This is a genomic window from Novosphingobium clariflavum, assembly GCF_026420865.1.
GTDB classification, from domain to species: Bacteria; Pseudomonadota; Alphaproteobacteria; order Sphingomonadales; family Sphingomonadaceae; genus Novosphingobium; species Novosphingobium clariflavum.
The window spans coordinates 19,374-39,716 of record NZ_JAPCWC010000014.1; the positions used below are offsets into that span (position 1 = coordinate 19,374).

Sequence of the window (20,343 nt, forward strand, 5' to 3'; positions counted from 1 at the left end):
ATCAGTTCCCTACGGCAATGGACTGGGCGGCAACGTTCCAGCCGCGCAGCTTGACCGAGGGTGAACCGCCCACAAGCGCGCTCGGTGCGGTCACCGTCACCTCGCGGGTTTCCCCCGGCAGCAGCGAGACATAGTTGTCCGAGAAGTAGGCGGGAAGCACTTGCTTGCCCTTGGCATCGAACAGCGTGAGCTTGGTCTGGATCGCGGCGGTCTTGCCGGGGTTGGTGAGGGTGACGACGATCTTCGTATCGCTGCCATCGGTGCCGACCTTGGCGGCGCCCGTCAGCGATACCGTAGCCATCGCGCTCAGCGCCTGCAGCGCCTCGTCGCTGGCGGCCTGCCAGTAGAAGTTGTCCGAAAGCCGCGCACCGGACGCGTCCAGCGCTTCCAGACGCACCAGCACCGGCCCCGAAGCCATCAGCGGGGCGAGGTCCAGCGTAAAGGCATCGGCCACCTTGCCCGCCACCGCGTCCACCTTGGCATCGCGCGTGGCAAGCGTGCGCCCGTCGAGCGCCTGCACCGTGGCGCGCACCGTCATGCCCGGCAGCGCGGCCATGCGGTTGTTGACGAGGATCACCTTGTGATCGGGCAGGTTCATCTGCACGTGCACCGGCTCGGAAGCCTTCTTCATGCCGTAGAACGCGCCGTGGGTGTCGTAGTCGGAGGAGAACACCTGCCAGGCCGAGCTCGGCCAGGCGGGCTGCGTCATCCACAGCATGCGGCCGGAATTGGTGGTCCACAGCCCCGCGTTCATGCCTTCGAACACCGCACGGTAGCTTTCGTATTCCAGCATCTGCGCCTTGCGTTCGAAGTCGGGCAGGCTGGTCGGCTTGCCGAATTCGCGGTCCATGGCATCGGTGAAGCTCTTGACCGCGCCGTTCCCGGTCTGGTGCCAGTCGTGATAAGCCCAGGTGTCGCTGATCGGCCAGCGCTCGCTCGCCGGGATCGCGCGTTCCCACGATTCCAGCGTCGGGAACGAGGGGGTGCCGACCTCGACCGCAAAGCCCTTCGAATATTCGGTGAAGTACTTTTCCGGCTCACGCCAGTTGTAGGGGCCGGAATCGTGCAGGTTGATGCGGTTGGAAGAGGCCATGTAGAGCCGGGTGCCGTCCTCCTTGCGCAGCATCTCGTCCAGCCCCTCGTTGAGGATCGGCTGCGGCACGCCTTCGTTGCGGCCGAACCACAGGACGATGGAAGGGTGGTTGCGGAAGCGCGCCACCACGTCCTTCGCATTGTCCATGAACAGCGTGGGGTCCTGCGCCTCGATGTTGTAGTCCTGCGTCGATTCCCAGAAATCGCTCATGACCATCAGGCCATATTCGTCGGCCAGATCGAAGAAGCTGGCCTGCGTGTTCTGGCCCACCCAGTTGCGGATCACGTTGACGTGCGCGTCCTGGTGCAGCTTGAAATAGGGCTCCAGATGCGCGCGATCGACGCGCTTCATGAAGTCGTCCATGCCCACCGAGCCGCCGCGCGCGGCAATGCGCACGCCGTTGACGCGGATCACGAGGAAGGGCGAGAGCCCCTGGTCCCCGGCAATCGGGGTAACGGCGGGGGACTTTTCCGCTCCGGCCGCGAAGGAATAGGCCCAGCCGCCCGGCACCTGCCGGATCGCATCGTGGCGCTCGTCGACGATCTGCTGGCCCAGCTTGCGGGCCTTCTCGAAATCGATGGCCACGCGGTCGAGCTTGCCGTCGCCGTCCACCAGCGACATTTCGTAAGTGACCTGACGCATGCCGAAGCGCACGTCCTTGCTGTCCGACGGCTGGCCATCGATGGCGGTGGTCAGGTGCAGCATGTGCAGCGCCGGGGCGCCGTAGCCGTTGGGCCACCACAGCTTCGGATTGTTGACGGCAAGCGCGGCGTCGGTCTCGGGCGAGAAGCGCACGGCGACCGACTGGCGGGCGGGCACGGTCACCTGGCGCTCCACCGCCACATCGTCGAACGCGGCGCGCACGGTGGCGGTGACCGCATGGTCCGACAGGTTGGTGACCGGCACGGTGATCTCGATATCGGCCACGCTGTTGTCCGCCTTGGGCAGCGTGGTGACGACTTGCGGATCGCCGATCTGCGCATCGCCGCTGGCGAGCAGCTGGACGTCCTGCCAGAGCCCGGTCTGGCGGTCGCGGATGGTCGGGATCCAGTCCCAGCCCTCCGAGGCGCCGAAAGTCGGCCCGTCGAGCATCATCATGCCGCCGTTCTCGCCGACGCCCGAGGTCAGCGATTCCTCATGCGCCACGCCCGGGCGCGGCGGCGGCGAAACCCGCACGGCAATCGCATTGCGGCCCGGCTTCAGCATCGCCGAGACATCGAACTTGCCGCGCACGAAGGCGCCCTTGGTGGTGCCGACTTCGGTGCCGTTGACCCAGACTTGCGACGCGAAGTTGACGCCGTTCAGCAGCAGTTCGAGGTGGCGGCCGCTGGCACCGGCGGGCAAATCGAACTCGGTGCGATACCAGTAGTCCTGATGCGCGAGCTTTTCCGGGATGACGAGGTTGTTGAGGCCGTGCGCCGGGTCCGGATAGACGCCGCGATCGACCAGCGTGGTCAGCACGGTGCCGGGAACGGTGGCGGCATACCACCTGGCGTCGCCGAAACCGGGACGCGAGATCGCGGCGGCTTCGCCGTTCACGTCCGGCGCGGCGGCGAGCGTCCACTTCTGCAGCGTCCACTTGCCCGCACCTGCTTCGGCAAGCGGCGCGACTTGCGGCACGGGCTTGGCGACCGGCTTGTCCGCCGCGGCCCCGCGCGGCAGCGTCGATGCGGGCTGCGGGGTGACCTGTCCCTGCATCTGGCGCACCTGCAGCGGCCAGCGCGGGCTGGTTTCGGCGAACTGGATCAGCGCTGGATTGGGCGGCGTGGCAGTGGCCGCGTAAGTCCCGGCATCGAGGCGCAGGCCGGCAATGTGTGCAGCAGACGCCGGAGCCGAACCGACCAGCAGGCGCGCGAACTGTGCGTTCAGCGGCTGGGCGAGCGTGGCGGCGGGCTTGCCGTCGACCGAGAGGGTCAAACCTTTGGCCGTGCTGACGAGCGCGAAACGGTGCCAGCCGCCGCCGCGCAGCGCCGCGCCGCTGGCGGCCTGGCCATTGGCGGTGAGCACCGGCTTGCCGCCGGTCACCGCCACCGAGACGAGCGCGGTATCGCCGTCCTTGCCTGCCAATGCGGCCAGCGTGCCGCCGTCCTTACCGTCAAGCGAGGCCCAGAAGGAGAGCGTCCACTCGCCCGCCGGCACGGTGACATCGCGCGACCAGACGGGGCTGGCGGGGATCACGGCAAGGTCGAAAGGTCCGGCGACCTGGGCGGTTGCGGCCTGCGAAGTTGCCAGCACCGCCATCGCGCAGGCCGTCATCCATGCCGTGCGCGCGCGCACATTCGCCCCGTTGCTCATCCTCGTCCCTTTCCATGTCGCGGCCCGATTTCGGGCTTTCTCGGACACCAAACACGTACCGGGACAAAAAGCCAAATGTTTTTATATAATCGGACACGCAAAATTACGGTGCCCAAACGCAAACGGCGCGGGAAGAGCCCTGCCCTTCCCGCGCCGTGCGAAATCTTGCGATCGAAGCCTGAACTCAGGCCCGGCCGATCTTCAGGAAGCGTTCCTCGCGGCGGGCCAGCAGGTCGCCGGTCGGCAGCGCGGAGAGCACGTCGAGTTCCTGCTCGATCGCGCCCAGCAGGGCCTGCGCGGTCTTGCCGGCATCGCGGTGGGCGCCGCCGGTCGGCTCGGCCACCACGCGCTCGATCACGCCCAGCGAGAGCAGGTCCTGCGCCGTCACCTTCATCGCCTCGGCCGCATCGGCGGCCTTGTCGGGCGTGCGCCAGAGGATCGACGAGGCGCCCTCGGGCGAGATCACCGAATAGATCGAGTGTTCCAGCATCAGCACGCGGTCGGCAGCAGCCAGCGCCACCGCGCCGCCCGAGCCGCCCTCGCCGACGATGGCCGAGACCATCGGCACCGGCACGCCGAGGCAGGCCTCGATCGAACGGGCAATCGCTTCCGCCTGGCCGCGTTCCTCGGCCTCGACGCCGGGGAAGGCACCGGCGGTATCGACCAGCGTGACCACCGGCAGGCCGAACTTGCCGGCCATTTCCATCAGGCGGATCGCCTTGCGGTAGCCTTCGGGCTTGGCCATGCCGAAGTTGTGGCGGATGCGCGAGGTGGTGTCGGAGCCCTTCTCGTGGCCGATCAGCATGACCTTGCGGCCATTGAGCTTGGCCAGACCGCCGATGATCGCCTGGTCTTCGCCATAGAGACGGTCACCGCCCAGCGGCACGAACTCGGTAAAGCCGAGCGCGAGGTAGTCGACGAAGTGAGGGCGCTGCGGATGGCGCGCCACTTGCGTCTTCTGCCAGGGCGAGAGCTTGGCATAAGTGCCGCTCAGCAGCGCCGCGCTCTTCTTTTCCAGGCGGCCGATCTCGGACGCGATGTCGAGATCGCTGCCGCTGGCGGTGGCGCGCAGTTCGGCAATGCGCGCTTCCAGTTCCGCGATCGGCTTTTCGAATTCAAGAAACGAGATCATGCTCTATCCGTTCAGGTCTGTTGCCGCGCGCCTCAGGAGGCGCGCTTCGCCAGCCACTCTTCCAGCCACTTGATGGTATAGTCGCCGCTCTGGAACTCGGGATCGTCCAGCAGCGCCTGATGCAGCGGAATCGAGGTCTTGACGCCGTCGATCACCATTTCATCGAGCGCACGCTTCAGGCGCATGATCGCGCCCTTGCGGGTACGGCCCGAGACGATGAGCTTGCCGATCATCGAATCGTAGTAGGGCGGGATGCGGTAACCCGCATAGAGCCCCGAATCGACGCGCACGTTCATGCCGCCCGCCGCGTGGTAGGCAGTGACCTGCCCCGGCGACGGCGTGAAGTTCCACGGGTCTTCCGCGTTGATGCGGCATTCGATGGCGTGGCCCTTGAACTCGATCTCGTCCTGCTTGAACGACAGCGGGTTGCCTTCGGCGACGCGGATCTGTTCGCGGACAAGGTCGACGCCGGTGATGGCCTCGGTCACCGGATGCTCCACCTGCAGGCGGGTGTTCATCTCGATGAAGTAGAACTCACCGTTTTCCCAAAGGAACTCGATGGTGCCGGCGCCGCGATAGCCCATGTCGGCCATCGCCTTGGCGACGATGCCGCCCATGCGGTCGCGCTCTTCGGGGGTGATGACCGGCGAGGGCGCTTCTTCCAGCACCTTCTGGTGGCGGCGCTGCAGCGAGCAGTCGCGCTCACCCAGGTGGACCGCCTCGCCCTTGCCGTCACCGAAGATCTGGAACTCGATGTGGCGCGGGTTGCCGAGGTACTTTTCCATGTAGACGGTGGCATCGCCGAAGGCGGCCTTCGCCTCCGAACGGGCCTGGCCCATCTGGCTTTCGAGTTCCTCGGCCGTGTTCACGACCTTCATGCCGCGCCCGCCGCCGCCCGAAGCGGCCTTGATGATGACCGGATAGCCGATCGTCTCGGCAAGGTCGCGGGCAACCGCGAAGTCCTCGATCGCGCCGTCCGAGCCGGGCACCAGCGGCAGGCCGAGGGCCCCTGCGGTGCGCTTGGCTTCCACCTTGTCGCCCATCGTGCGGATGTGCTCGGGCTTGGGGCCGACCCAGATCAGGCCATGCGCCTCGACGATCTCGGCGAACTGGGCGTTCTCCGAAAGGAAGCCGTAGCCGGGGTGAATCGCATCGGCATGGGTGATCTCGGCAGCGGCGATGATCGCCGCCACGTTGAGGTACGAATCCTTCGCCGCCGGCGGGCCGATGCAGACCGCGTGGTCGGCAAGGCGCACGTGCATGGCGTCGGCATCGGCGGTGGAGTGCACCGCGACGGTCTCGATGCCCATCTCGCGCGCGGCGCGGTGGATGCGCAGCGCGATCTCGCCGCGGTTGGCAATCAGGAGGCGCTTGATGGCCATCAGATCATGGTCCTCAGGCGATCACGACGAGCGGCTGGTCGAATTCGACCGGCTGCTGGTTGTCGATGAGGATGGCCTGGATCGTGCCGCCCTTGGGCGCGACGATCTGGTTCATGACCTTCATGGCTTCGACGATCAGCAGCACGTCGCCGGCCTTGACCTGCTGGCCGACGCTGATGAAGTTCGGCGCGGTAGGCTCGGGCGCGAGGTAGGCGGTGCCGACCATCGGCGACTTCACGGCATCGACCGGAGCGGCCGGGGCAGCCGCCTCGGCAGCCGGAGCGGCGGCAGCAACCGGCGCAGCGGCGGGAGCGGCGAAGGGCATGGCCGGAGCGGCAGCAACGATCTGCTGCGCAACCTGGCGCGTCACCTTGATCTTGCGTTCGCCGTCCTCGACCTCGATCTCGGTCAGACCGGTTTCAGCCAGGAGCTCGGCGAGCTCGCGTACCAGCGCGCTGTCGATGTTCACGCAACTTCCTTTCGTTCAAGATATTCGAGCAGCGATGCCAGCGTGCCTTTGAGGTCCTTGCGGTGGACCACCATGTCCACCATGCCGTGGGCATGGAGGTACTCGGCGCGCTGGAAGCCGTCGGGGAGTTTCTCGCGGATCGTGTCCTGGATCACGCGCTGGCCGGCGAAGCCGATGAGGGCGCCGGGCTCTGCGATGTGGACGTCGCCCAGCATCGCGTAGCTGGCGGTGACGCCGCCGGTGGTGGGATCGGTGAGGACGACGATGTAGGGCAGACCCGCCCGCGCCAGGCGGCGGATCGCGACGGTCGCCTTGGGCATCTGCATGAGCGAGAGGATACCCTCCTGCATGCGTGCGCCGCCCGCGGCGGTGAAGATGACGTAGCCGCAGTTCTCGGCGATCGCGCGCTCGGCGGCCTCGACGAAGGCCTCGCCCACGGCCATGCCCATCGACCCGCCCATGAACGCGAAGTCCTGCACGCCGAGGACGACCTTGCGGCCCTCGATCGTGCCGAGCGCATTGGTCAGCGCATCGGGGTAGGGATTGGCGGCGCGAGCAGCCTTGAGGCGATCCGAGTACTTCTTGGAATCGCGGAAATTGAGCGGATTTTCCGGCACGCGCGGTGCCGAGAGGATACCGTAACCGGCGTCGAGAAGCTGGTCGAAGCGCTGCTGCGCGCCGATGCGGCCATGGTACTGGCAGCGCGGGCAGACCGAGAGGTTGTCCTCGAACTCCTTGGTGAAGAGCATCTCGCCGCACCCGGGACACTTGGTCCACAGGTTGTCGGGCGTATCCCGCTTCTTCAGGTTCCCGAGGGAATTGCGTACTTTGCTAAGCCAACTCATGACCAACCCTTGCGTGAGACCCGAGCGGCCCGGTGATAGCCCGGGCTCATCTCGCGGCCGTCCGGAAGCCGTGCGGATGCGCCGATTTGCGGCATATCCAGCGACCGAACGATCCTTGCGGACGACAGACACCGTGCCGGTCTGCCGGCCCGTCGCCGAGCGCGGCAATACGCGGCAGATATGGCTAGATCAATCGCCTCTGCGCGGATGATGGGACAAAAAGTGCCTGCCCGGACCGGCCGGGGGCGTCGCACGAGAGGGCAAAAGCCGCAGGAATCCACGATTTCCAAGGGTTCGACGCCACCTCTGTAAACATACATGGAAGCCTCTAAACGATGCTGTGTTTCACCCCTTTCCCATTAGGTCAAGCGAGAAATTATCGGTCTTTACCGCCGCTCGCTGTTGCTGAAATGAGACATAATCGCGCTCGAAGCCGCGACTTGATCGCCGCGTCGCCCGCGATCAGGATGCCGTTGCGATGAAACAGGCCACCACCATCCTCACGTTCGACACCTCCGGGCGGGGGCTCACCGATATCACGCGGGCGATTGCCGGATGGCAGCGCGACAGCGGCATCGGCGAGGGGCTGCTGACGCTGCTGTGCCGCCACACCTCCGCCTCGCTGCTGATTCAGGAGAATGCCGCGCGCGAGGTGCGCGGCGATCTGGTCGCCTGGCTCGACCGGATCGCGCCGGAAGGCCCGCACTATGCGCATGACGACGAGGGGCCGGACGACATGCCCGCGCACCTCAAGGCGACTCTGACCGGCGTCAACCTGTCGATTCCGGTGATCGGCGGGCAGATGGCGCTGGGAACCTGGCAAGGGATCTATCTGGCCGAACATCGCCGCATGCCGCATCGACGGCAGGTGGCGCTGCACCTGTTCGGCGTGTAGAACCGGGCTGTAACCGATAGCAGGCGCGAGGCGAACTGGGATCATGAGCGACATCGCCCCGCCCGCCGAACCGCCTCCCGCGCAAGAGGCTCATCCGCAAGGCGGCGATCTGGTGAAGCGTCACCGGCTCTCGACCCGGCTCTGGCACTGGACCAATGCGGTCACGCTGCTGATCATGCTGATGAGCGGGCTGATGATCTTCAACGCCCATGCCCGGCTCTACTGGGGCGAATACGGCGCGAATTTCGATACGCCGTGGCTGAAGATCGGCTCCGCCCGGATCGGCACATATGAATATGGCTATCTGCAAGTGGCGGGCCACAGGACCGAGACGACCGGGCTGCTCGGCTACTGGCAGGACCCCGACGGCACCCCGCACCGCCGCGCCTTTCCCTATTGGGCGACGATCCCCTCGGCCTACAGTCTGGCCGATGCGCGGACATGGCACCTGGCCTTCGCCTGGGTGCTCTCGCTGGGGCTGACAGCCTACCTGATCTGGTCGCTGGTCAACCGGCACATCCAGCGCGACATTCATATCACCCGGCGCGAGTGGCGGCTGCGGCATGTGTGGCACGAAGTGAAGGACCACGCCCGGCTGCGCCTGCCCACCGGCGCGGCGGCGCTGCGCTACAATACGCTTCAGAAGATCGCCTATGCCATAGTGCTGTTCGGCCTGCTGCCGCTGATGATCCTGACCGGCCTCGCCCTCTCGCCCAGCACCGATGCGTGGGCGCCGCTGGTGACGGAAGTGTTCGGGGGGCGGCAGACGGCGCGATCGATCCACTTCCTTTGCGCATTTGCCTTGGTGGGCTTCTTCATCGTCCACATCGCCATGGTGCTGCTGGCCGGGCCGTTCAACGAACTGCGCTCGATGGTGACGGGCTGGTATCGCCTGCCGAAGGAGCCAGAACGTTGAGCAAGTTGATTCTCTCCCGGCGGCGGCTGATTCAGGCAGGAGCGGTGGGTGCGGGCGGGTTGCTGCTTTCCGGCTGCGACCGGCTGACTCGCAAGCCCGAAGTGCTCGATTTTCTGGGCCAGGCGGAAGACCTCCACCGCGTGACCCAGCGCGGCCTTGCCGGCGATGCCCTCGCCCGCGAGTTTTCCGAATCGCAAATGTCGCCCACGTTCCGCGCCAACGGCAGCCTTGCCGTCGCCGATCCGGTCTACCGCGCCCATTTCGCGCAGGGTTTTTCCCAATGGGCGCTGCGGGTGGACGGGCTGGTCGCGCATCCGCTCATGCTGCCGCTGAGCGCGCTCAAGGCGATGCCCCAGCGCACCCAGATCACCCGCCACGACTGTGTCGAGGGCTGGAGCGCGATCGGCAAGTGGACCGGGCCGCGCCTTGCCGCCCTGCTCGATCTGGCGCGGCTGCGGCCGGAGGCGCGCTATCTCGTGTTCCACTGCGCCGATCTCTACGGCGGGCGGCCCTATTACGAATCGATCGATCTCGTGGAGGCCTTCCACCCGCAGACCATCCTCGCCTGGGCCATGAACGGCCAGCCGCTGGAAGAACAGCACGGCGCCCCGCTGCGCCTGCGGGTGGAACGGCAACTCGGCTACAAGCACGCCAAGTTCGTCACCCGCATCGAGGCCGTCGCCTCGCTCGCCGGGATCTACGGCGGCAAGGGCGGATATTGGGAAGATAATGGCCGATACGCGTGGTATGCCGGGATTTAGTCCGCCGGCCCATTGCATCCCAGCCTATCTGGCTTAATCCACGCGGCTTCAAAATAATAACGCAAGAGCGTAGCCCCCGTGACCATCCTCCCCGCTTCCGAGTTTCAGCCGTGATTTCCGCGCTCGACCTGTTCCGCATCGGCCTTGGCCCGTCCAGTTCGCACACCGTCGGCCCGATGCGCATCGCCCTGCGCTTCCTTCAGGGCATCGAGGCCGCGGGGCAGTTTGACGCGATCGCCCGCCTGCGCGTCGACCTGCAGGGCTCGCTGGCGCTGACCGGCGAAGGCCACGGCACCCCCGACGCCTGCCTGATGGGCCTGATCGGCTTCGAACCCGAAACCGCCGAGCCTGCCGAGGCCCACGCCGCCGCTGCCGAAGTGCGCGCCAGCGGCCGGATCGCGCTCCTTGGCCGCCGCGAGATCGCCTTCGACTGCGCGCGCGACCTCATTCTCGATTTCGACCATATCCCCGATCTCCACCCCAACGGCATGGTGCTGACGGCATGGGACGCGGACGGCGCGGAACTGGCGCGCGGCGAGTATTTCTCGACCGGCGGCGGCTTCTATTCCAGCCGCCACCAACTCGAACAGCCCGCGCCCGACGATCAGGTGGTCCACGGTCCGCCAGTCCGCTTCCCCTTCACCTCGGGCGCCGAACTGCTGGCAGTCTGCGAAGAGAGCGGCCTCGACATCGCCGAAGTCATGATGGCCAACGAAGCCGCGCGGCGCCCCGAGGCAGAGACTCTCGCCGGGCTCGACGTGATTGCCGATGCCATGAACCTGTGCATCGATCAGGGGCTCACCAAGGAAGGGCACCTGCCCGGCCCGCTCAAGGTCCGCCGCCGCGCTCGCGCCATCCACCAGAAGCTGATCGCCCGCCCGCAGGACAATCAGGCGGAAACCCTGATGGACTGGCTGAACCTCTACGCCATGGCGGTGAACGAGGAAAACGCCAGCGGCGGCCGCGTCGTCACCGCGCCGACCAATGGCGCAGCCGGCATCGTCCCCTCGCTGCTGCGCCAGTATTGCAGCGACGGGAACGCCGCGATCCCCACCAAGGCACGCCGCTACCTGCTGACCGCTGCCGGAATCGGCCTGCTCTACAAGCAGCGCGCCTCGATCTCCGGCGCGGAGATGGGCTGCCAGGGCGAAGTGGGCGTGGCCTGCTCGATGGCGGCAGCCGGCCTCGCGGCGGTCTGGGGCGGCACCCCGGTGCAGGTCTGCGCGGCGGCGGAGATCGGCATGGAGCACAACCTCGGCCTCACCTGCGATCCGGTCGGCGGGCTGGTGCAGATCCCCTGCATCGAACGCAACGCCATCGCCGCGGTGAAGGCCGTGAACGCGGCGAAACTGGCCCTGCACGCCGGGGAGACCCCGCGCGTGTCGCTCGACCAGGTGATCGAGACGATGCGCCAGACCGGGCTCGACATGTCGAGCAAGTACAAGGAAACCAGCCAGGGCGGGCTGGCGATCAACGTCGTGGCGTGTTGAGGAAGAGGGGCAAGGGATAAAGCAGGGGAGCATAGCCCCCCTGCACCCCCAATACCGTCTCCGTGGTGCCCTGCCCTATCGGTTAAGCGCCCATAGCTGCGTCGGGAGACTAATGGCTGCGCCGCAAGGAGCGCACTACGGATAGGCAGGACGCGAGGTAGACGTTTCGAGGGTCCGGGGGATCTCCTGAGCTTGTCGAAGGGCTCCAGGATTCCATTCGTCCCTTACTGCAACGTCACCCCATCCTCGTCGTCGTCATCCGACCGGCGCCCGAAGAACTGCATCAACTGCACCAAGAGTTCGCACCGCTCGCGCAGGCCGGAAACCTCCAGCAGCGCCTGCTTGGCCGCCGCATCGAACGGCGCGATCTGCGAGACCCCGTTGATCAGCGACTGGTCGTCCAGCCGCGCGACCTGCTCCCAGTCCACCACGTAGCCCTGCGCATCGGCGAATCGCCGCGCCTCGCGTTCGAAACTGGCGCGTTCGATGGCGGCCAGCACTTCATCGCCGTCGTCGGGCAGCAGTTCCGCCTCGATCTGGCGGAAGGGCGTGGTCACATCGAGTTCGCGCAGCACGCGGAAGCGCGATTCGCCTTCGAGAATGATGTTGAAGCGCCCGTCTTCCAGCGCCTCGACATCGCCGATCCGGCCAAGGCAGCCCACTGCGTAGAGCGGCGCCCCTTCGACCGGGCGCTGCGGCTGGATCATGCCGATGCGCCGGTCCCGCGCGAGGGCATCGCTCACCATCGCACGGTAGCGCGGCTCGAAGATGTGGAGCGGCAGTTGCAGCCCCGGGTAGAGGACGGCGCCCGGCAGGGGAAAGATGGTGATCCGCACGGGCGCCGCTCCGCTCAGCCGAACAGCACGGTGGAGAGCTTGCGGCGCGTGGCCGAAACCCAGGGGTCTTCCAGCCCGACCGCCTCGAAGATCTGCAGCAGCTTGGCGCGCGCGGCGCCTTCGTTCCATGCGCGGTCGGCAGCGACCATGGCAAGCAGGGTGGCGGCGGCATCGTCACGCTCCCCGGCGGCAAAGGCGGCGTTGGCGAAGGCGAGCTGGGCTTCCATGTCCTCGGGACGCGCGGCCGCGGCGGCGCGCAGGGCAGCGAGTTCGCTGTCCTCGGGCTTGTCCTTGGCCAGCGCCAATGCCGAACGCGCACGTTCCAGGTGCGAATCGGCAGCCAGTTCCGGCTCTAGGCTGGAGAGGATCTGCTCCGCTTCCTCGATTCGCCCGGCGGCGACGAGGCCGCGCACGAGCCCGGCGATCACTTCGCCATTGTCCGGCGCGATCTCGAGGATCTGCATGAAGATCGAGGCCGCGCGTTCGCCGTCGCCCTCGGCCAGCGCTTCCTCGCCCATGGCGATCAGCGGGGTGATGTCCTGCGCCGGCTCGGCCCCGGTCTGCACCGGCAGCTTGGCGAGCAGCTGGTCGAGCATCTGCTTGAGCTGCGATTCGGTGCGCGCGTTGGTCAGGTCCGCCACCGGCTGGCCCTGGAAGATCGCGTAGACCGTGGGGATCGTGCGGACCTGGAACTGGCTGGCGATGAACTGTTCCTCGTCGACATTCAGCTTGGCCAGCACCACGCCCTTGTCGGCATATTCGGCGGCGACCTTTTCCAGCACCGGCGTCAGCGCCTTGCAGGGGCCGCACCATTCCGCCCAGAAATCGAGGATCACCAGCTTTGTCATCGACGGTTCGGCCACGGACTGGCGGAAGCGGTCCACCGCCTTCTGTTCGTCGAGGTTGAGACCCATGCTGGCCAAGATTCGTGCTCCCGTGAATGCGTACGTAAAGAAGTTCGAGGGCCCTAGATCGGCCTTCGCGACCGATTTGTGAAGGGTTTATGGGCTTCTTGCCGGTCTTCGTGCGATTCTTTCAAATTAGCTCTTGCCGCCCCCCAAAAGCGCTGCTAGTCGGCCGCCTCACCCCGGACCTGCCGGTTAGCCAGCAGGTCTTGAACGTCGAGCGGGCGTAGCTCAGGGGTAGAGCACAACCTTGCCAAGGTTGGGGTCGAGGGTTCGAATCCCTTCGCCCGCTCCAGTTCACATACGGGATTTTCGGCTTGTCCGGAAAGTCTCGAACGCCAGAGCGGGCGTAGCTCAGGGGTAGAGCACAACCTTGCCAAGGTTGGGGTCGAGGGTTCGAATCCCTTCGCCCGCTCCAGTTCGAATACGAGACTTCCGACGTGTCCCGAACGTCTTGAACGCCAGAGCGGGCGTAGCTCAGGGGTAGAGCACAACCTTGCCAAGGTTGGGGTCGAGGGTTCGAATCCCTTCGCCCGCTCCAGTTTTCCTAATAAAATCAAAAGTTTGCGATCGCGGCGTTCCGCGTGGAATGTCGCTTATTCGCGTCAGTTCACCACCAGTTCACCACCAAACACGCGTGCAAACGGAAACTCATGGCCATTGTGGCGGAGTTTGGAGGGGAACGCCTTCCCCTGCCGGTGAGCCGCGTTCCTCGTCTCCCCGGACCCCTTCGAACGGGGCTGCCGCCCCGTAACGCCCCGCCAGAGGGAGAGTGCGGCCGGTTGGCCGTGACGGGTTTAGCACGGTGAGAGAGGCTCGCCGTCGGCCCGTCATGGAGACTTGCCATGACCCGAACCAACGGATCGGCCGCGCGCGCCGACGTCTATTCGCGCATCACCGCCGAGATAATTTCCGCGATCGAAGCCGGCGCCGGCGATTGGCGCATGCCTTGGCATCACGACGGCGCCGCCGTCACCCGTCCCGAGAACATCGCTTCATCAAAGCGCTACCGCGGCGTGAACGTTCTGGCGCTTTGGATTGCCGCACAGGCGTCCGGTTATGCCAGCGGCATCTGGGGAACCTATCGCCAGTGGCAGGCCGTCGGCGCACAGGTTCGCAAGGGTGAGCGCGGCACCACCGTCGTGCTCTGGAAGCAGGCGGCTTGCCGAACTGATGACGATCACGATGACGGAGATCCGCGTCCAGGCCGTATGTTCGCCCGCGCGTTCACCGTGTTCAACATTGCTCAGGTCGACGGATATGAACCGGAACCGGCGACCTTGCTGCCCGAGAGCGAGCGCATTACCCATGCCGAGGCATTCGTCGCGGCATTGAAGATACCGATCACCGAAGGCGCCTATGACGCCCACTACCGGATCGACCTCGATCAGATCTTCATGCCGCCTTTCTCGGCGTTCCGCGATGCAGTCGCCCAGATGGGGACGATCCTCCACGAGTGTGCGCACGCCACAGGGGCAAAGCACCGGCTCGACCGCAATTTCGACGATCGGTTCAAGCGCAATTGGCTGCCTATCGAAGAAGCCTGCGCCGAACTCACCGCGTCGTTCGTACTGGCTGACCTCGGCATCGCGCACCATCCGCGACCCGATCATGCCGCATATGTGGCCTCGTGGCTCTCGGCCCTGAAGAATGATCCGCGCGCGATTTTCACTGCTGCCAGCAAGGCCCAGCAGGCGGCCGACTGGATGTGGGCACAGCAGCCCCAGGCCGAGGAGTTGGCGGCATGATCCTCGTCACGCCAGAATTGCGCGACCAACTGCGCGCCAATCACCGCGCCCGCTGCGCGGCGCTTCGCCGCGGCGAACCCGCGCCGGACCCGATGCCGGTGGTCCGCTTCTTCAATCCTCTTGGCCCCGGCACCTGGCTCGCCACGGAGATGGATGAAGACGGGATTCTCTTTGGCCTCGCCGATCTCGGCTTCGGCTGTCCGGAACTGGGGAGTTTTGCCTTGGAGGAACTGGAATCGATCCAGCTTCCCTTCGGTCTCGGCATTGAGCGCGATATCCGTTTCGAGGGCGAGTTTCCGCTCTCGGTCTATGCCGAGGCCGCTTCCCGCGCCGGATCGCTGGTCGAGGGTGAACGCATCCTTCGCCGGGGGTCGGCGCCGGGCGCGAGCACGCTGTCCCCCGATCGCTGACGAGCGATCTCAGCTGCCATCGTCTTCGCGGAAGCGGTCCATCTGGTGCATGCGCTCGTGCAGGATGGTGACGATCCCGACATCGCCATCGGCGAGCAACCGCCAATAGATATAGTGATGTTCGTGGCGGCAATAATAGCCGTCGACGCCGAATTCGGCCGGTATCGCGCGCCAGAGCAATTCGCGGCGCGCGATCCGGTCGAGGCAGGCAAACAGACCGCGGATATAGGTTTCGGCCTGCTCTTGGCCCCATGTGTCGAGCGAATAGACAAAAATCTCGTCGAGCCGCCGGCTCGCGATTGCCGAAACACGCAATGCTGTCATGTCACGCCCGGCGATTGCGGGCGATCACGACCTCGGCATCCAATGCGTCATAGCTGTCTTCGGGGGCAGCGAAGGCGCGCGTCAGTTCCGCTTTCAGGCGTTGGAACTGCTCCGCCTCGCTCCTCTCCTTGTCGCGTCGGATCAGGTCGCGCACATATTCACTGACATTCTCATAGGCGCCCTGATCGCCGACATTGGCCGCGACGAACTCGCCCAGCGCGCCACTGATCCGGACATTGAGCGTGATCGGCTTGTTCATGCGAGCCTCCTTTTGTCCTTATATAGTGCAATATTGTGGACAGCGACAAGGCTTGTGGGGGAAGCGTGGGTGCCGATCATCTGCTATGTCATGGGTCGCAGTTTTGGAGTCGCCCCATGCCCAGGAACCGCATGACCTTCCACGATCCCCGCGACGAACTGCCGCCGGTGACGATCGAAATCCTGAAAGGCGACATGCTGCGCTTCACGCAGGTCGATCGCGAGGGTCGCACTAATGTCGTCACTTTCTCCGAGCGTTTCGACATTCGCCGTGGCGTCTTCGATGTCGCGGCGCGGCCCACATCTCCGCTCACAGTGGAAGGTTGAGCTGGTTCACGTCGGGAGGGGATGATCCGTCCAGCTTTTCGATGATCGTTGCCGCCAGTGCATCGGCAGCCCGCTCGCGCATCCGCTCGTCCGGCATCGTCAGGCCGACGCGCGCCCATCCGGGCGCCGCCAGCAGGATGGCGGACAATTCCTGTCGTTCGATTCGTTCCATGGCAGCATGAGAACAAATAGCGAACTTAATGACAAGGGCATTGATGCCGACCGGCGGTATCGGAGTGTCAGGTCGCGTTACGGCCTGCCTGCGGCAGGCCTTGAGAGGGAGAGGGAAGCCCTTGGCTTCATGATGGGCTTGGAGCCGGGAGAGAGTCTCGCGGCGGCCCGTCATGGAGAAGCCCCATGGCCAAAGCGCCTCAGAAACTCGTCCTCAGCGGCTCGCGCGACATTCCGTTCGACCGCTTGCATCTGTCCCAGTCCAATGTCCGCCGGGTGAAGGCCGGCGTATCGATCGGCGAACTGGCGGAGGACATCGTCCGCCGCACGCTGCTCCAGAGCCTCAACGTGCGGCCCATCCTCGACGCGGAGGGCGAGGAGACCGGCCAGTTCGAGGTGCCGGCCGGTGGCCGGCGGTTCCGGGCGCTCGAGTTGCTGGTGAAGCAGAAGCGGCTCGCGAAGGACGCGCCCATTCCCTGCGTGGTCAAGGCAGCCAATGATGTCGTTTCCGCCGAAGAAGACAGCTATGCGGAAAACACCTTCCGCGAGCAGCTTCACCCTCTCGACCAGTTCCGCGCCATGCGGGCGATGGTGGACAAGGGCCAGGATATCGAATCGATCGCCGCACACTTCCTCGTGACGCCGGCCGTCGTGAACCAGCGGCTGAAGCTCGCCAAGGTCTCGCCCAAGCTGCACGAGGTCTATGCCGAGGACGGCATGACGCTGGAGCAGCTCATAGCCTTTTCTGTCTCCGATGACCATGAGCGCCAGGAGCAGGTCTGGGAACTGCTTGCTCACAGCTACAACCGGTCGGGTGCCTATATCCGGCAGAAGCTGACCGAGAACAGCGTGCGCGTCGCGGACAAGCGGGTGCGGTTCGTCGGGGTCGAGGCCTATGTCGAAGCCGGTGGCGGCGTGATGCGCGACCTGTTCGAGGATGACGATGGTGGCTGGCTGACCGATCCCTCGCTCCTCGACCGGCTGGTCACCGAAAAACTCCAGGTCGAAGGCGAGAAGATCGGCGCCGAGGGCTGGAAGTGGGTCGCGACCGCCGTCGACCTGCCCTGGGGTGTTACCAACGGCCTGCGCGAGATTGACGGCGTGCCAGTCCCGCGCACTCCCGAAGAGGAGGCGCGGCTCGCGGAGCTGGAGGCCGAGGCCGAGAAGATCGAAGCGGAATGGTCCGACGACCCGAATGTGCCGGATGAGGTGCATGAGCGCATTGCCGCCATCGACACCGAGATCGGCGCGCTGGTCGAACGACCGCTGACCTTCGATCCGGAAGAGATGGCACGGGCCGGCGTGTTCGTATCGATCGAATCCGATGGATCGCTCTGCATCGAGCGTGGCTATGTCCGTCCTGAGGATGAGCCGGTCATCGAGAGCGAAGACGGAGAAGCCGATGCCGTTTGCGGCGTCGGCGGCGCCTCTGCCGGTGAGGAAGGCGATACGCTGGCTGGCACGGCCGAGACCAATGTCGTGCCGATCGGCGCGGCATCTGGCGGGGATGACGAGGAGGAAGGTGAAATCCTCAAACCCCTTCCCGATCGCCTCGTCGCCGAACTGACCGCCTGGCGCACGCTCGCCCTTCAGGACGCGTTCGCGCAGAATCCGTCCACGGCCTTCGCGGCGGTGCTGCACGCATTCGCGCTCAGCACCTTCTACACCTACAGTCGCGAATCCTGCCTGGAACTGTCGCTCAGCAAGGTGTCGTTCGGTTTTGCGCCTTCGGGCCTGCGCAGCAGCGCGCCCGCCAAGGCGATCGACGAGCGCCACAAACGCTGGGCAGACCGGCTGCCGGACAGCGACAAGGATCTGTGGGACGCGCTGCTCCAATTCGACGGGGCCGAGCAGGCCGCCCTGTTTGCGCACTGCGCCTCGCAGGCGTTGAACGCGCAGCACGAAGTGGTTCCCAAATACGACAATGGCCGCATCTCGAAGCACAGCGTCGAGCGGCGCATCACGCATAGTCATGTCCTGGCGCGGGCTGTCGGCCTCGATCTGGTCGGCGCGGGCTGGCGTCCGACGGTAGAGGGCTATTTCCGCAGCGTCACCAAGCCGCGCATCCTTGCCGACGTCGCCGAGGCCAAGGGGCCGAAGTTCGCCGAGATGATCGACCATCTGAAGAAGGGCGACATGGCGAACGAGGCCGAACGGCTGCTGGAAGATTCGGGTTGGCTTCCCGAGCCGATGCGGACGCCCGAACTGCTCGATGCGCCTGCCGACGATCCGGCAGCGGAGACCGAAGCCGCCGAACTGCCTGCCTTTCTCGATGACGATGCGCAGCCGGTCGATGACGGCGGTGACGGCCTCGCCGCAGCGGCCTGACATCCGGGCGGGGCGGCTTCGGCCGTCTCGCCCATCCCATACATCAATCGAGCCCGGCGCATTTCGCGTCGGGCTTTCGCATTTTCAGGAGATCCGCAATGACGGACGCACCTCAGCCTCCGGCATTCGATGCCGATGATTTCACGGCACGCTACAACGCCTATGAGCAGCGCGCCGCCGCGCTGGTTCCCGCGAACAAAGCGAACCTCTTTTCCGCCCTCGGCGATGCAGGCATTACCTGCGTTACCGTGACTTTCGACGGCTATGGCGACAGCGGCCAGATCGAGAATATCGAAGCGAAGGCCGGCGAGGAGATCGCAGACCTTCCCGACACCCTGGTCGAGATTGCGCGAACCGAGTTCTACTCCGACGAGATACATCGGCGCACCCAGTCCCTGCCCGAAGCGATCGAGTCGATCTGCTACCTCATCCTCGAGGCCAAGCATGGCGGCTGGGAGAACAACGAAGGCGCCTATGGCGAACTCATCTTCGACATCTCCGCCGACAGCTTGGTGCTCGATTTCAACTACCGGATCGAGACATCCGAAAATCACGCCTACGAGTTTTAAGGAGGAGGCGATGGGACATTGTTATCACCATGCGCTTTCCTCGGTCCGAAAATGGGGCGGTGAGCCGGAAGACTATCTGCCGCTCCACCAGTGGTTCGATGAATCCAAGGCGATCACTGCGGATTTCCGGCACCGCGCACTGCGCCATCATGCCGAGGGCATCTTCATGCTCGAGTGCTTCTTCGGCGCGACGATCACCGTCTCGACGGGGCGCGTAATTCCCGTTCGCCTTGTCGGGGAACAGCATGTTCGCGAGGATTTGGGGTTTATCCCGAGCTTCGCCGACTGGGTGCGTTGCATCCGGCCCGAACCCTGGATGGGCCGTGCGCAGCCGATCCACCGCGACGTCGATCCGTTCGAGGCCGTCGCTGCCTGACAAACGGCGCTCGTGCATTGTCAATCAAACCACCGCCCTCGGCGCCCCATCGCCGGGGGCGAAACATATCAAGGAGCCAGACGATGGCCGACTATTACACTCCGACCGTGGTCGAACCATTTATTCCGCTCAGCGCCATGCTTCCGATCGAACGCCTGTTCCTCGCACAGGTGTTCGATGAGGAAATCGCTGACGAGACTGCCTATTACTACAGCGAGGACGGTGCCAACGACCTTATCTTCATGCCCGCTGGCGACGTCCGGGCGGCCCTTGATGCGGCCAAGCCCGACACCAGCCGTCTTGCGCATAAGCTGCTCGACGAGCAGCCCGATGCGATTCTCGGCGAGGATGACATCGAACTCGACATGTGCGGCGATCTATGGGCCGACGTGTTGCAGGACATCGTGCGCCGATCGCCAAACCTCGATCATCTGACGGTGACCATGGCCTTCACCTGTTCGAAGATGCGGGTCGATGGCTTCGGCGGGCTCGCCATGCTGATCACTGCCGAGACCATCCGTTCGGAATCGACCAACACGCTGTTCGACCGCTTCTACAAGGAAGCTCAGGCCAACGGGGAGATCGGTCATGGCAATCCCTGATTACGCCCGCGCCAATTTCGAGACGCTGTTGAAGGCTGCCAAGGCGGGCGATCTGGCGCTGATGGAATGCACGGAGGTGGAAAGCGGCGAGACCCGCTACGTAATCTGCGCCGTTGGCCGCGATCAAGGCGACTATGTGATGACGCCGTTCGGTCATCTTGCCCCCGGCAACCCCTACGAAGCCTATACTCCACCCGCTTGAGCGCGCCGT

At 65.5% G+C, this 20,343-nt stretch carries 22 protein-coding genes and 3 tRNA genes; 15 read left to right on the forward strand and 10 right to left on the reverse strand.

Annotated features, from left to right (window positions below; genetic code table 11):
• Position 1: 1 nt before the first annotated feature.
• The 5 genes from OKA11_RS16270 to accD all read right to left on the reverse strand — a co-directional run bounded on the left by OKA11_RS16270 (position 2) and on the right by accD (position 7,216).
• Positions 2-3,388 (reverse strand): glycosyl hydrolase 2 galactose-binding domain-containing protein, encoded by a 3,387-nt coding sequence (locus OKA11_RS16270; protein ID WP_267222187.1) that lies wholly within the window; start codon positions 3,386-3,388, stop codon positions 2-4.
• Between the two features lie 184 nt (positions 3,389-3,572).
• The gene (locus OKA11_RS16275) at positions 3,573-4,520 is read right to left on the reverse strand and encodes an acetyl-CoA carboxylase carboxyltransferase subunit alpha (protein ID WP_267222189.1); all 948 of its coding nucleotides are present in this window, start codon (positions 4,518-4,520) and stop codon (positions 3,573-3,575) included.
• A gap of 32 nt (positions 4,521-4,552) precedes the next feature.
• Positions 4,553-5,902, reverse strand: coding sequence for an acetyl-CoA carboxylase biotin carboxylase subunit (gene accC, locus OKA11_RS16280; RefSeq protein ID WP_267222190.1), 1,350 nt, complete (start codon positions 5,900-5,902; stop codon positions 4,553-4,555).
• Between the two features lie 13 nt (positions 5,903-5,915).
• The gene (accB, locus tag OKA11_RS16285; RefSeq protein ID WP_267222191.1) at positions 5,916-6,371 is read right to left on the reverse strand and encodes an acetyl-CoA carboxylase biotin carboxyl carrier protein; all 456 of its coding nucleotides are present in this window, start codon (positions 6,369-6,371) and stop codon (positions 5,916-5,918) included.
• Positions 6,368-7,216 (reverse strand): acetyl-CoA carboxylase, carboxyltransferase subunit beta, encoded by an 849-nt coding sequence (gene accD / locus OKA11_RS16290; RefSeq protein ID WP_267222194.1) that lies wholly within the window; start codon positions 7,214-7,216, stop codon positions 6,368-6,370. The genes accB and accD overlap by 4 nt, the downstream gene beginning before the upstream one ends.
• Positions 7,217-7,694: 478 nt before the next feature.
• Between accD and OKA11_RS16295 the strand changes: the two genes are divergently transcribed.
• From OKA11_RS16295 to OKA11_RS16310, 4 genes are all read left to right on the forward strand, one after another.
• Positions 7,695-8,111, forward strand: a complete 417-nt coding sequence (locus OKA11_RS16295) for a secondary thiamine-phosphate synthase enzyme YjbQ (RefSeq protein WP_267222196.1) — start codon at positions 7,695-7,697, stop codon at positions 8,109-8,111.
• 43 nt (positions 8,112-8,154) lie between these two features.
• Entirely contained in the window at positions 8,155-9,027 is an 873-nt protein-coding gene (locus OKA11_RS16300; RefSeq protein ID WP_267222198.1) for a cytochrome b/b6 domain-containing protein, read from the forward strand.
• A 5-nt stretch (positions 9,028-9,032) separates the two neighbouring features.
• Complete coding sequence (locus OKA11_RS16305) at positions 9,033-9,788, forward strand: molybdopterin-dependent oxidoreductase (RefSeq protein WP_267222326.1); 756 nt, start codon at positions 9,033-9,035, stop codon at positions 9,786-9,788.
• Positions 9,789-9,898: 110 nt separating this feature from the next.
• A complete protein-coding gene (locus OKA11_RS16310; RefSeq protein WP_267222200.1) occupies positions 9,899-11,278 on the forward strand; it encodes an L-serine ammonia-lyase in 1,380 nt (459 codons plus the stop codon).
• A 224-nt stretch (positions 11,279-11,502) separates the two neighbouring features.
• Here OKA11_RS16310 and OKA11_RS16315 read toward each other — a convergent pair whose 3' ends face one another.
• The gene (locus OKA11_RS16315; protein WP_267222202.1) at positions 11,503-12,114 is read right to left on the reverse strand and encodes an LON peptidase substrate-binding domain-containing protein; all 612 of its coding nucleotides are present in this window, start codon (positions 12,112-12,114) and stop codon (positions 11,503-11,505) included.
• A 14-nt stretch (positions 12,115-12,128) separates the two neighbouring features.
• Complete coding sequence (locus OKA11_RS16320; RefSeq protein WP_267222328.1) at positions 12,129-13,028, reverse strand: tetratricopeptide repeat protein; 900 nt, start codon at positions 13,026-13,028, stop codon at positions 12,129-12,131.
• Positions 13,029-13,239: 211 nt separating this feature from the next.
• Here OKA11_RS16320 and OKA11_RS16325 point away from each other — a divergent pair.
• The 5 genes from OKA11_RS16325 to OKA11_RS16345 all read left to right on the forward strand — a co-directional run bounded on the left by OKA11_RS16325 (position 13,240) and on the right by OKA11_RS16345 (position 15,177).
• Positions 13,240-13,314, forward strand: a tRNA-Gly gene (locus OKA11_RS16325).
• A gap of 48 nt (positions 13,315-13,362) precedes the next feature.
• Positions 13,363-13,437: transfer RNA gene (locus OKA11_RS16330), tRNA-Gly, on the forward strand.
• A gap of 48 nt (positions 13,438-13,485) precedes the next feature.
• Positions 13,486-13,560: transfer RNA gene (locus OKA11_RS16335), tRNA-Gly, on the forward strand.
• Between the two features lie 304 nt (positions 13,561-13,864).
• The gene (locus OKA11_RS16340) at positions 13,865-14,767 is read left to right on the forward strand and encodes an ArdC family protein (RefSeq protein ID WP_267222204.1); all 903 of its coding nucleotides are present in this window, start codon (positions 13,865-13,867) and stop codon (positions 14,765-14,767) included.
• Complete coding sequence (locus OKA11_RS16345; protein WP_267222206.1) at positions 14,764-15,177, forward strand: DUF2958 domain-containing protein; 414 nt, start codon at positions 14,764-14,766, stop codon at positions 15,175-15,177. The genes OKA11_RS16340 and OKA11_RS16345 overlap by 4 nt, the downstream gene beginning before the upstream one ends.
• Before the next feature lie 9 nt (positions 15,178-15,186).
• Here OKA11_RS16345 and OKA11_RS16350 read toward each other — a convergent pair whose 3' ends face one another.
• Both OKA11_RS16350 and OKA11_RS16355 read right to left on the reverse strand, forming a co-directional pair.
• Positions 15,187-15,501: a type II toxin-antitoxin system RelE/ParE family toxin gene (locus OKA11_RS16350; RefSeq protein WP_267222208.1), complete on the reverse strand. Its 315-nt coding sequence runs from the start codon at positions 15,499-15,501 to the stop codon at positions 15,187-15,189.
• Position 15,502: 1 nt separating this feature from the next.
• A complete protein-coding gene (locus OKA11_RS16355; RefSeq protein WP_267222210.1) occupies positions 15,503-15,760 on the reverse strand; it encodes a ribbon-helix-helix domain-containing protein in 258 nt (85 codons plus the stop codon).
• 116 nt (positions 15,761-15,876) lie between these two features.
• Here OKA11_RS16355 and OKA11_RS16360 point away from each other — a divergent pair, with 116 nt between their 5' ends.
• The gene (locus OKA11_RS16360; RefSeq protein WP_267222212.1) at positions 15,877-16,086 is read left to right on the forward strand and encodes a hypothetical protein; all 210 of its coding nucleotides are present in this window, start codon (positions 15,877-15,879) and stop codon (positions 16,084-16,086) included.
• On the opposite strand, the gene OKA11_RS16365 is transcribed toward OKA11_RS16360, so the two are convergent.
• A complete protein-coding gene (locus OKA11_RS16365; protein WP_267222214.1) occupies positions 16,070-16,432 on the reverse strand; it encodes a DUF6771 family protein in 363 nt (120 codons plus the stop codon). The genes OKA11_RS16360 and OKA11_RS16365 overlap by 17 nt on opposite strands.
• Before the next feature lie 11 nt (positions 16,433-16,443).
• On the opposite strand from OKA11_RS16365, the gene OKA11_RS16370 reads away from it, so the two are divergent.
• The 5 genes from OKA11_RS16370 to OKA11_RS16390 all read left to right on the forward strand — a co-directional run bounded on the left by OKA11_RS16370 (position 16,444) and on the right by OKA11_RS16390 (position 20,334).
• Complete coding sequence (locus tag OKA11_RS16370) at positions 16,444-18,585, forward strand: ParB/RepB/Spo0J family partition protein (protein WP_267222216.1); 2,142 nt, start codon at positions 16,444-16,446, stop codon at positions 18,583-18,585.
• Positions 18,586-18,683: 98 nt separating this feature from the next.
• Positions 18,684-19,154, forward strand: coding sequence for a DUF6878 family protein (locus tag OKA11_RS16375; protein ID WP_267222218.1), 471 nt, complete (start codon positions 18,684-18,686; stop codon positions 19,152-19,154).
• A gap of 10 nt (positions 19,155-19,164) precedes the next feature.
• The gene (locus OKA11_RS16380) at positions 19,165-19,530 is read left to right on the forward strand and encodes a DUF6915 family protein (RefSeq protein WP_267222220.1); all 366 of its coding nucleotides are present in this window, start codon (positions 19,165-19,167) and stop codon (positions 19,528-19,530) included.
• An 83-nt stretch (positions 19,531-19,613) separates the two neighbouring features.
• Complete coding sequence (locus tag OKA11_RS16385; protein WP_267222222.1) at positions 19,614-20,132, forward strand: hypothetical protein; 519 nt, start codon at positions 19,614-19,616, stop codon at positions 20,130-20,132.
• Positions 20,119-20,334, forward strand: a complete 216-nt coding sequence (locus tag OKA11_RS16390) for a DUF6117 family protein (protein ID WP_267222225.1) — start codon at positions 20,119-20,121, stop codon at positions 20,332-20,334. The genes OKA11_RS16385 and OKA11_RS16390 overlap by 14 nt, the downstream gene beginning before the upstream one ends.
• Positions 20,335-20,343 lie beyond the last annotated feature (9 nt).

Coding starts and splice junctions, on each gene's coding strand:
- OKA11_RS16385 (WP_267222222.1), top strand. CDS start 19,614: ATGGCCGACTATTACACTCCGACCGTGGTCGAACCATTTATTCCGCTC.
- OKA11_RS16355 (WP_267222210.1), bottom strand. CDS start 15,760: ATGAACAAGCCGATCACGCTCAATGTCCGGATCAGTGGCGCGCTGGGC.
- OKA11_RS16275 (WP_267222189.1), bottom strand. CDS start 4,520: ATGATCTCGTTTCTTGAATTCGAAAAGCCGATCGCGGAACTGGAAGCG.
- OKA11_RS16380 (WP_267222220.1), top strand. CDS start 19,165: ATGGGACATTGTTATCACCATGCGCTTTCCTCGGTCCGAAAATGGGGC.
- OKA11_RS16350 (WP_267222208.1), bottom strand. CDS start 15,501: ATGACAGCATTGCGTGTTTCGGCAATCGCGAGCCGGCGGCTCGACGAG.
- OKA11_RS16295 (WP_267222196.1), top strand. CDS start 7,695: ATGAAACAGGCCACCACCATCCTCACGTTCGACACCTCCGGGCGGGGG.
- OKA11_RS16390 (WP_267222225.1), top strand. CDS start 20,119: ATGGCAATCCCTGATTACGCCCGCGCCAATTTCGAGACGCTGTTGAAG.
- OKA11_RS16345 (WP_267222206.1), top strand. CDS start 14,764: ATGATCCTCGTCACGCCAGAATTGCGCGACCAACTGCGCGCCAATCAC.
- OKA11_RS16365 (WP_267222214.1), bottom strand. CDS start 16,432: ATGACGGGCCGCCGCGAGACTCTCTCCCGGCTCCAAGCCCATCATGAA.
- OKA11_RS16370 (WP_267222216.1), top strand. CDS start 16,444: ATGGCCAAAGCGCCTCAGAAACTCGTCCTCAGCGGCTCGCGCGACATT.
- OKA11_RS16300 (WP_267222198.1), top strand. CDS start 8,155: ATGAGCGACATCGCCCCGCCCGCCGAACCGCCTCCCGCGCAAGAGGCT.
- OKA11_RS16340 (WP_267222204.1), top strand. CDS start 13,865: ATGACCCGAACCAACGGATCGGCCGCGCGCGCCGACGTCTATTCGCGC.
- OKA11_RS16360 (WP_267222212.1), top strand. CDS start 15,877: ATGCCCAGGAACCGCATGACCTTCCACGATCCCCGCGACGAACTGCCG.
- OKA11_RS16270 (WP_267222187.1), bottom strand. CDS start 3,388: ATGAGCAACGGGGCGAATGTGCGCGCGCGCACGGCATGGATGACGGCC.
- accD (WP_267222194.1), bottom strand. CDS start 7,216: ATGAGTTGGCTTAGCAAAGTACGCAATTCCCTCGGGAACCTGAAGAAG.
- accC (WP_267222190.1), bottom strand. CDS start 5,902: ATGGCCATCAAGCGCCTCCTGATTGCCAACCGCGGCGAGATCGCGCTG.
- OKA11_RS16375 (WP_267222218.1), top strand. CDS start 18,684: ATGACGGACGCACCTCAGCCTCCGGCATTCGATGCCGATGATTTCACG.
- OKA11_RS16320 (WP_267222328.1), bottom strand. CDS start 13,028: ATGGGTCTCAACCTCGACGAACAGAAGGCGGTGGACCGCTTCCGCCAG.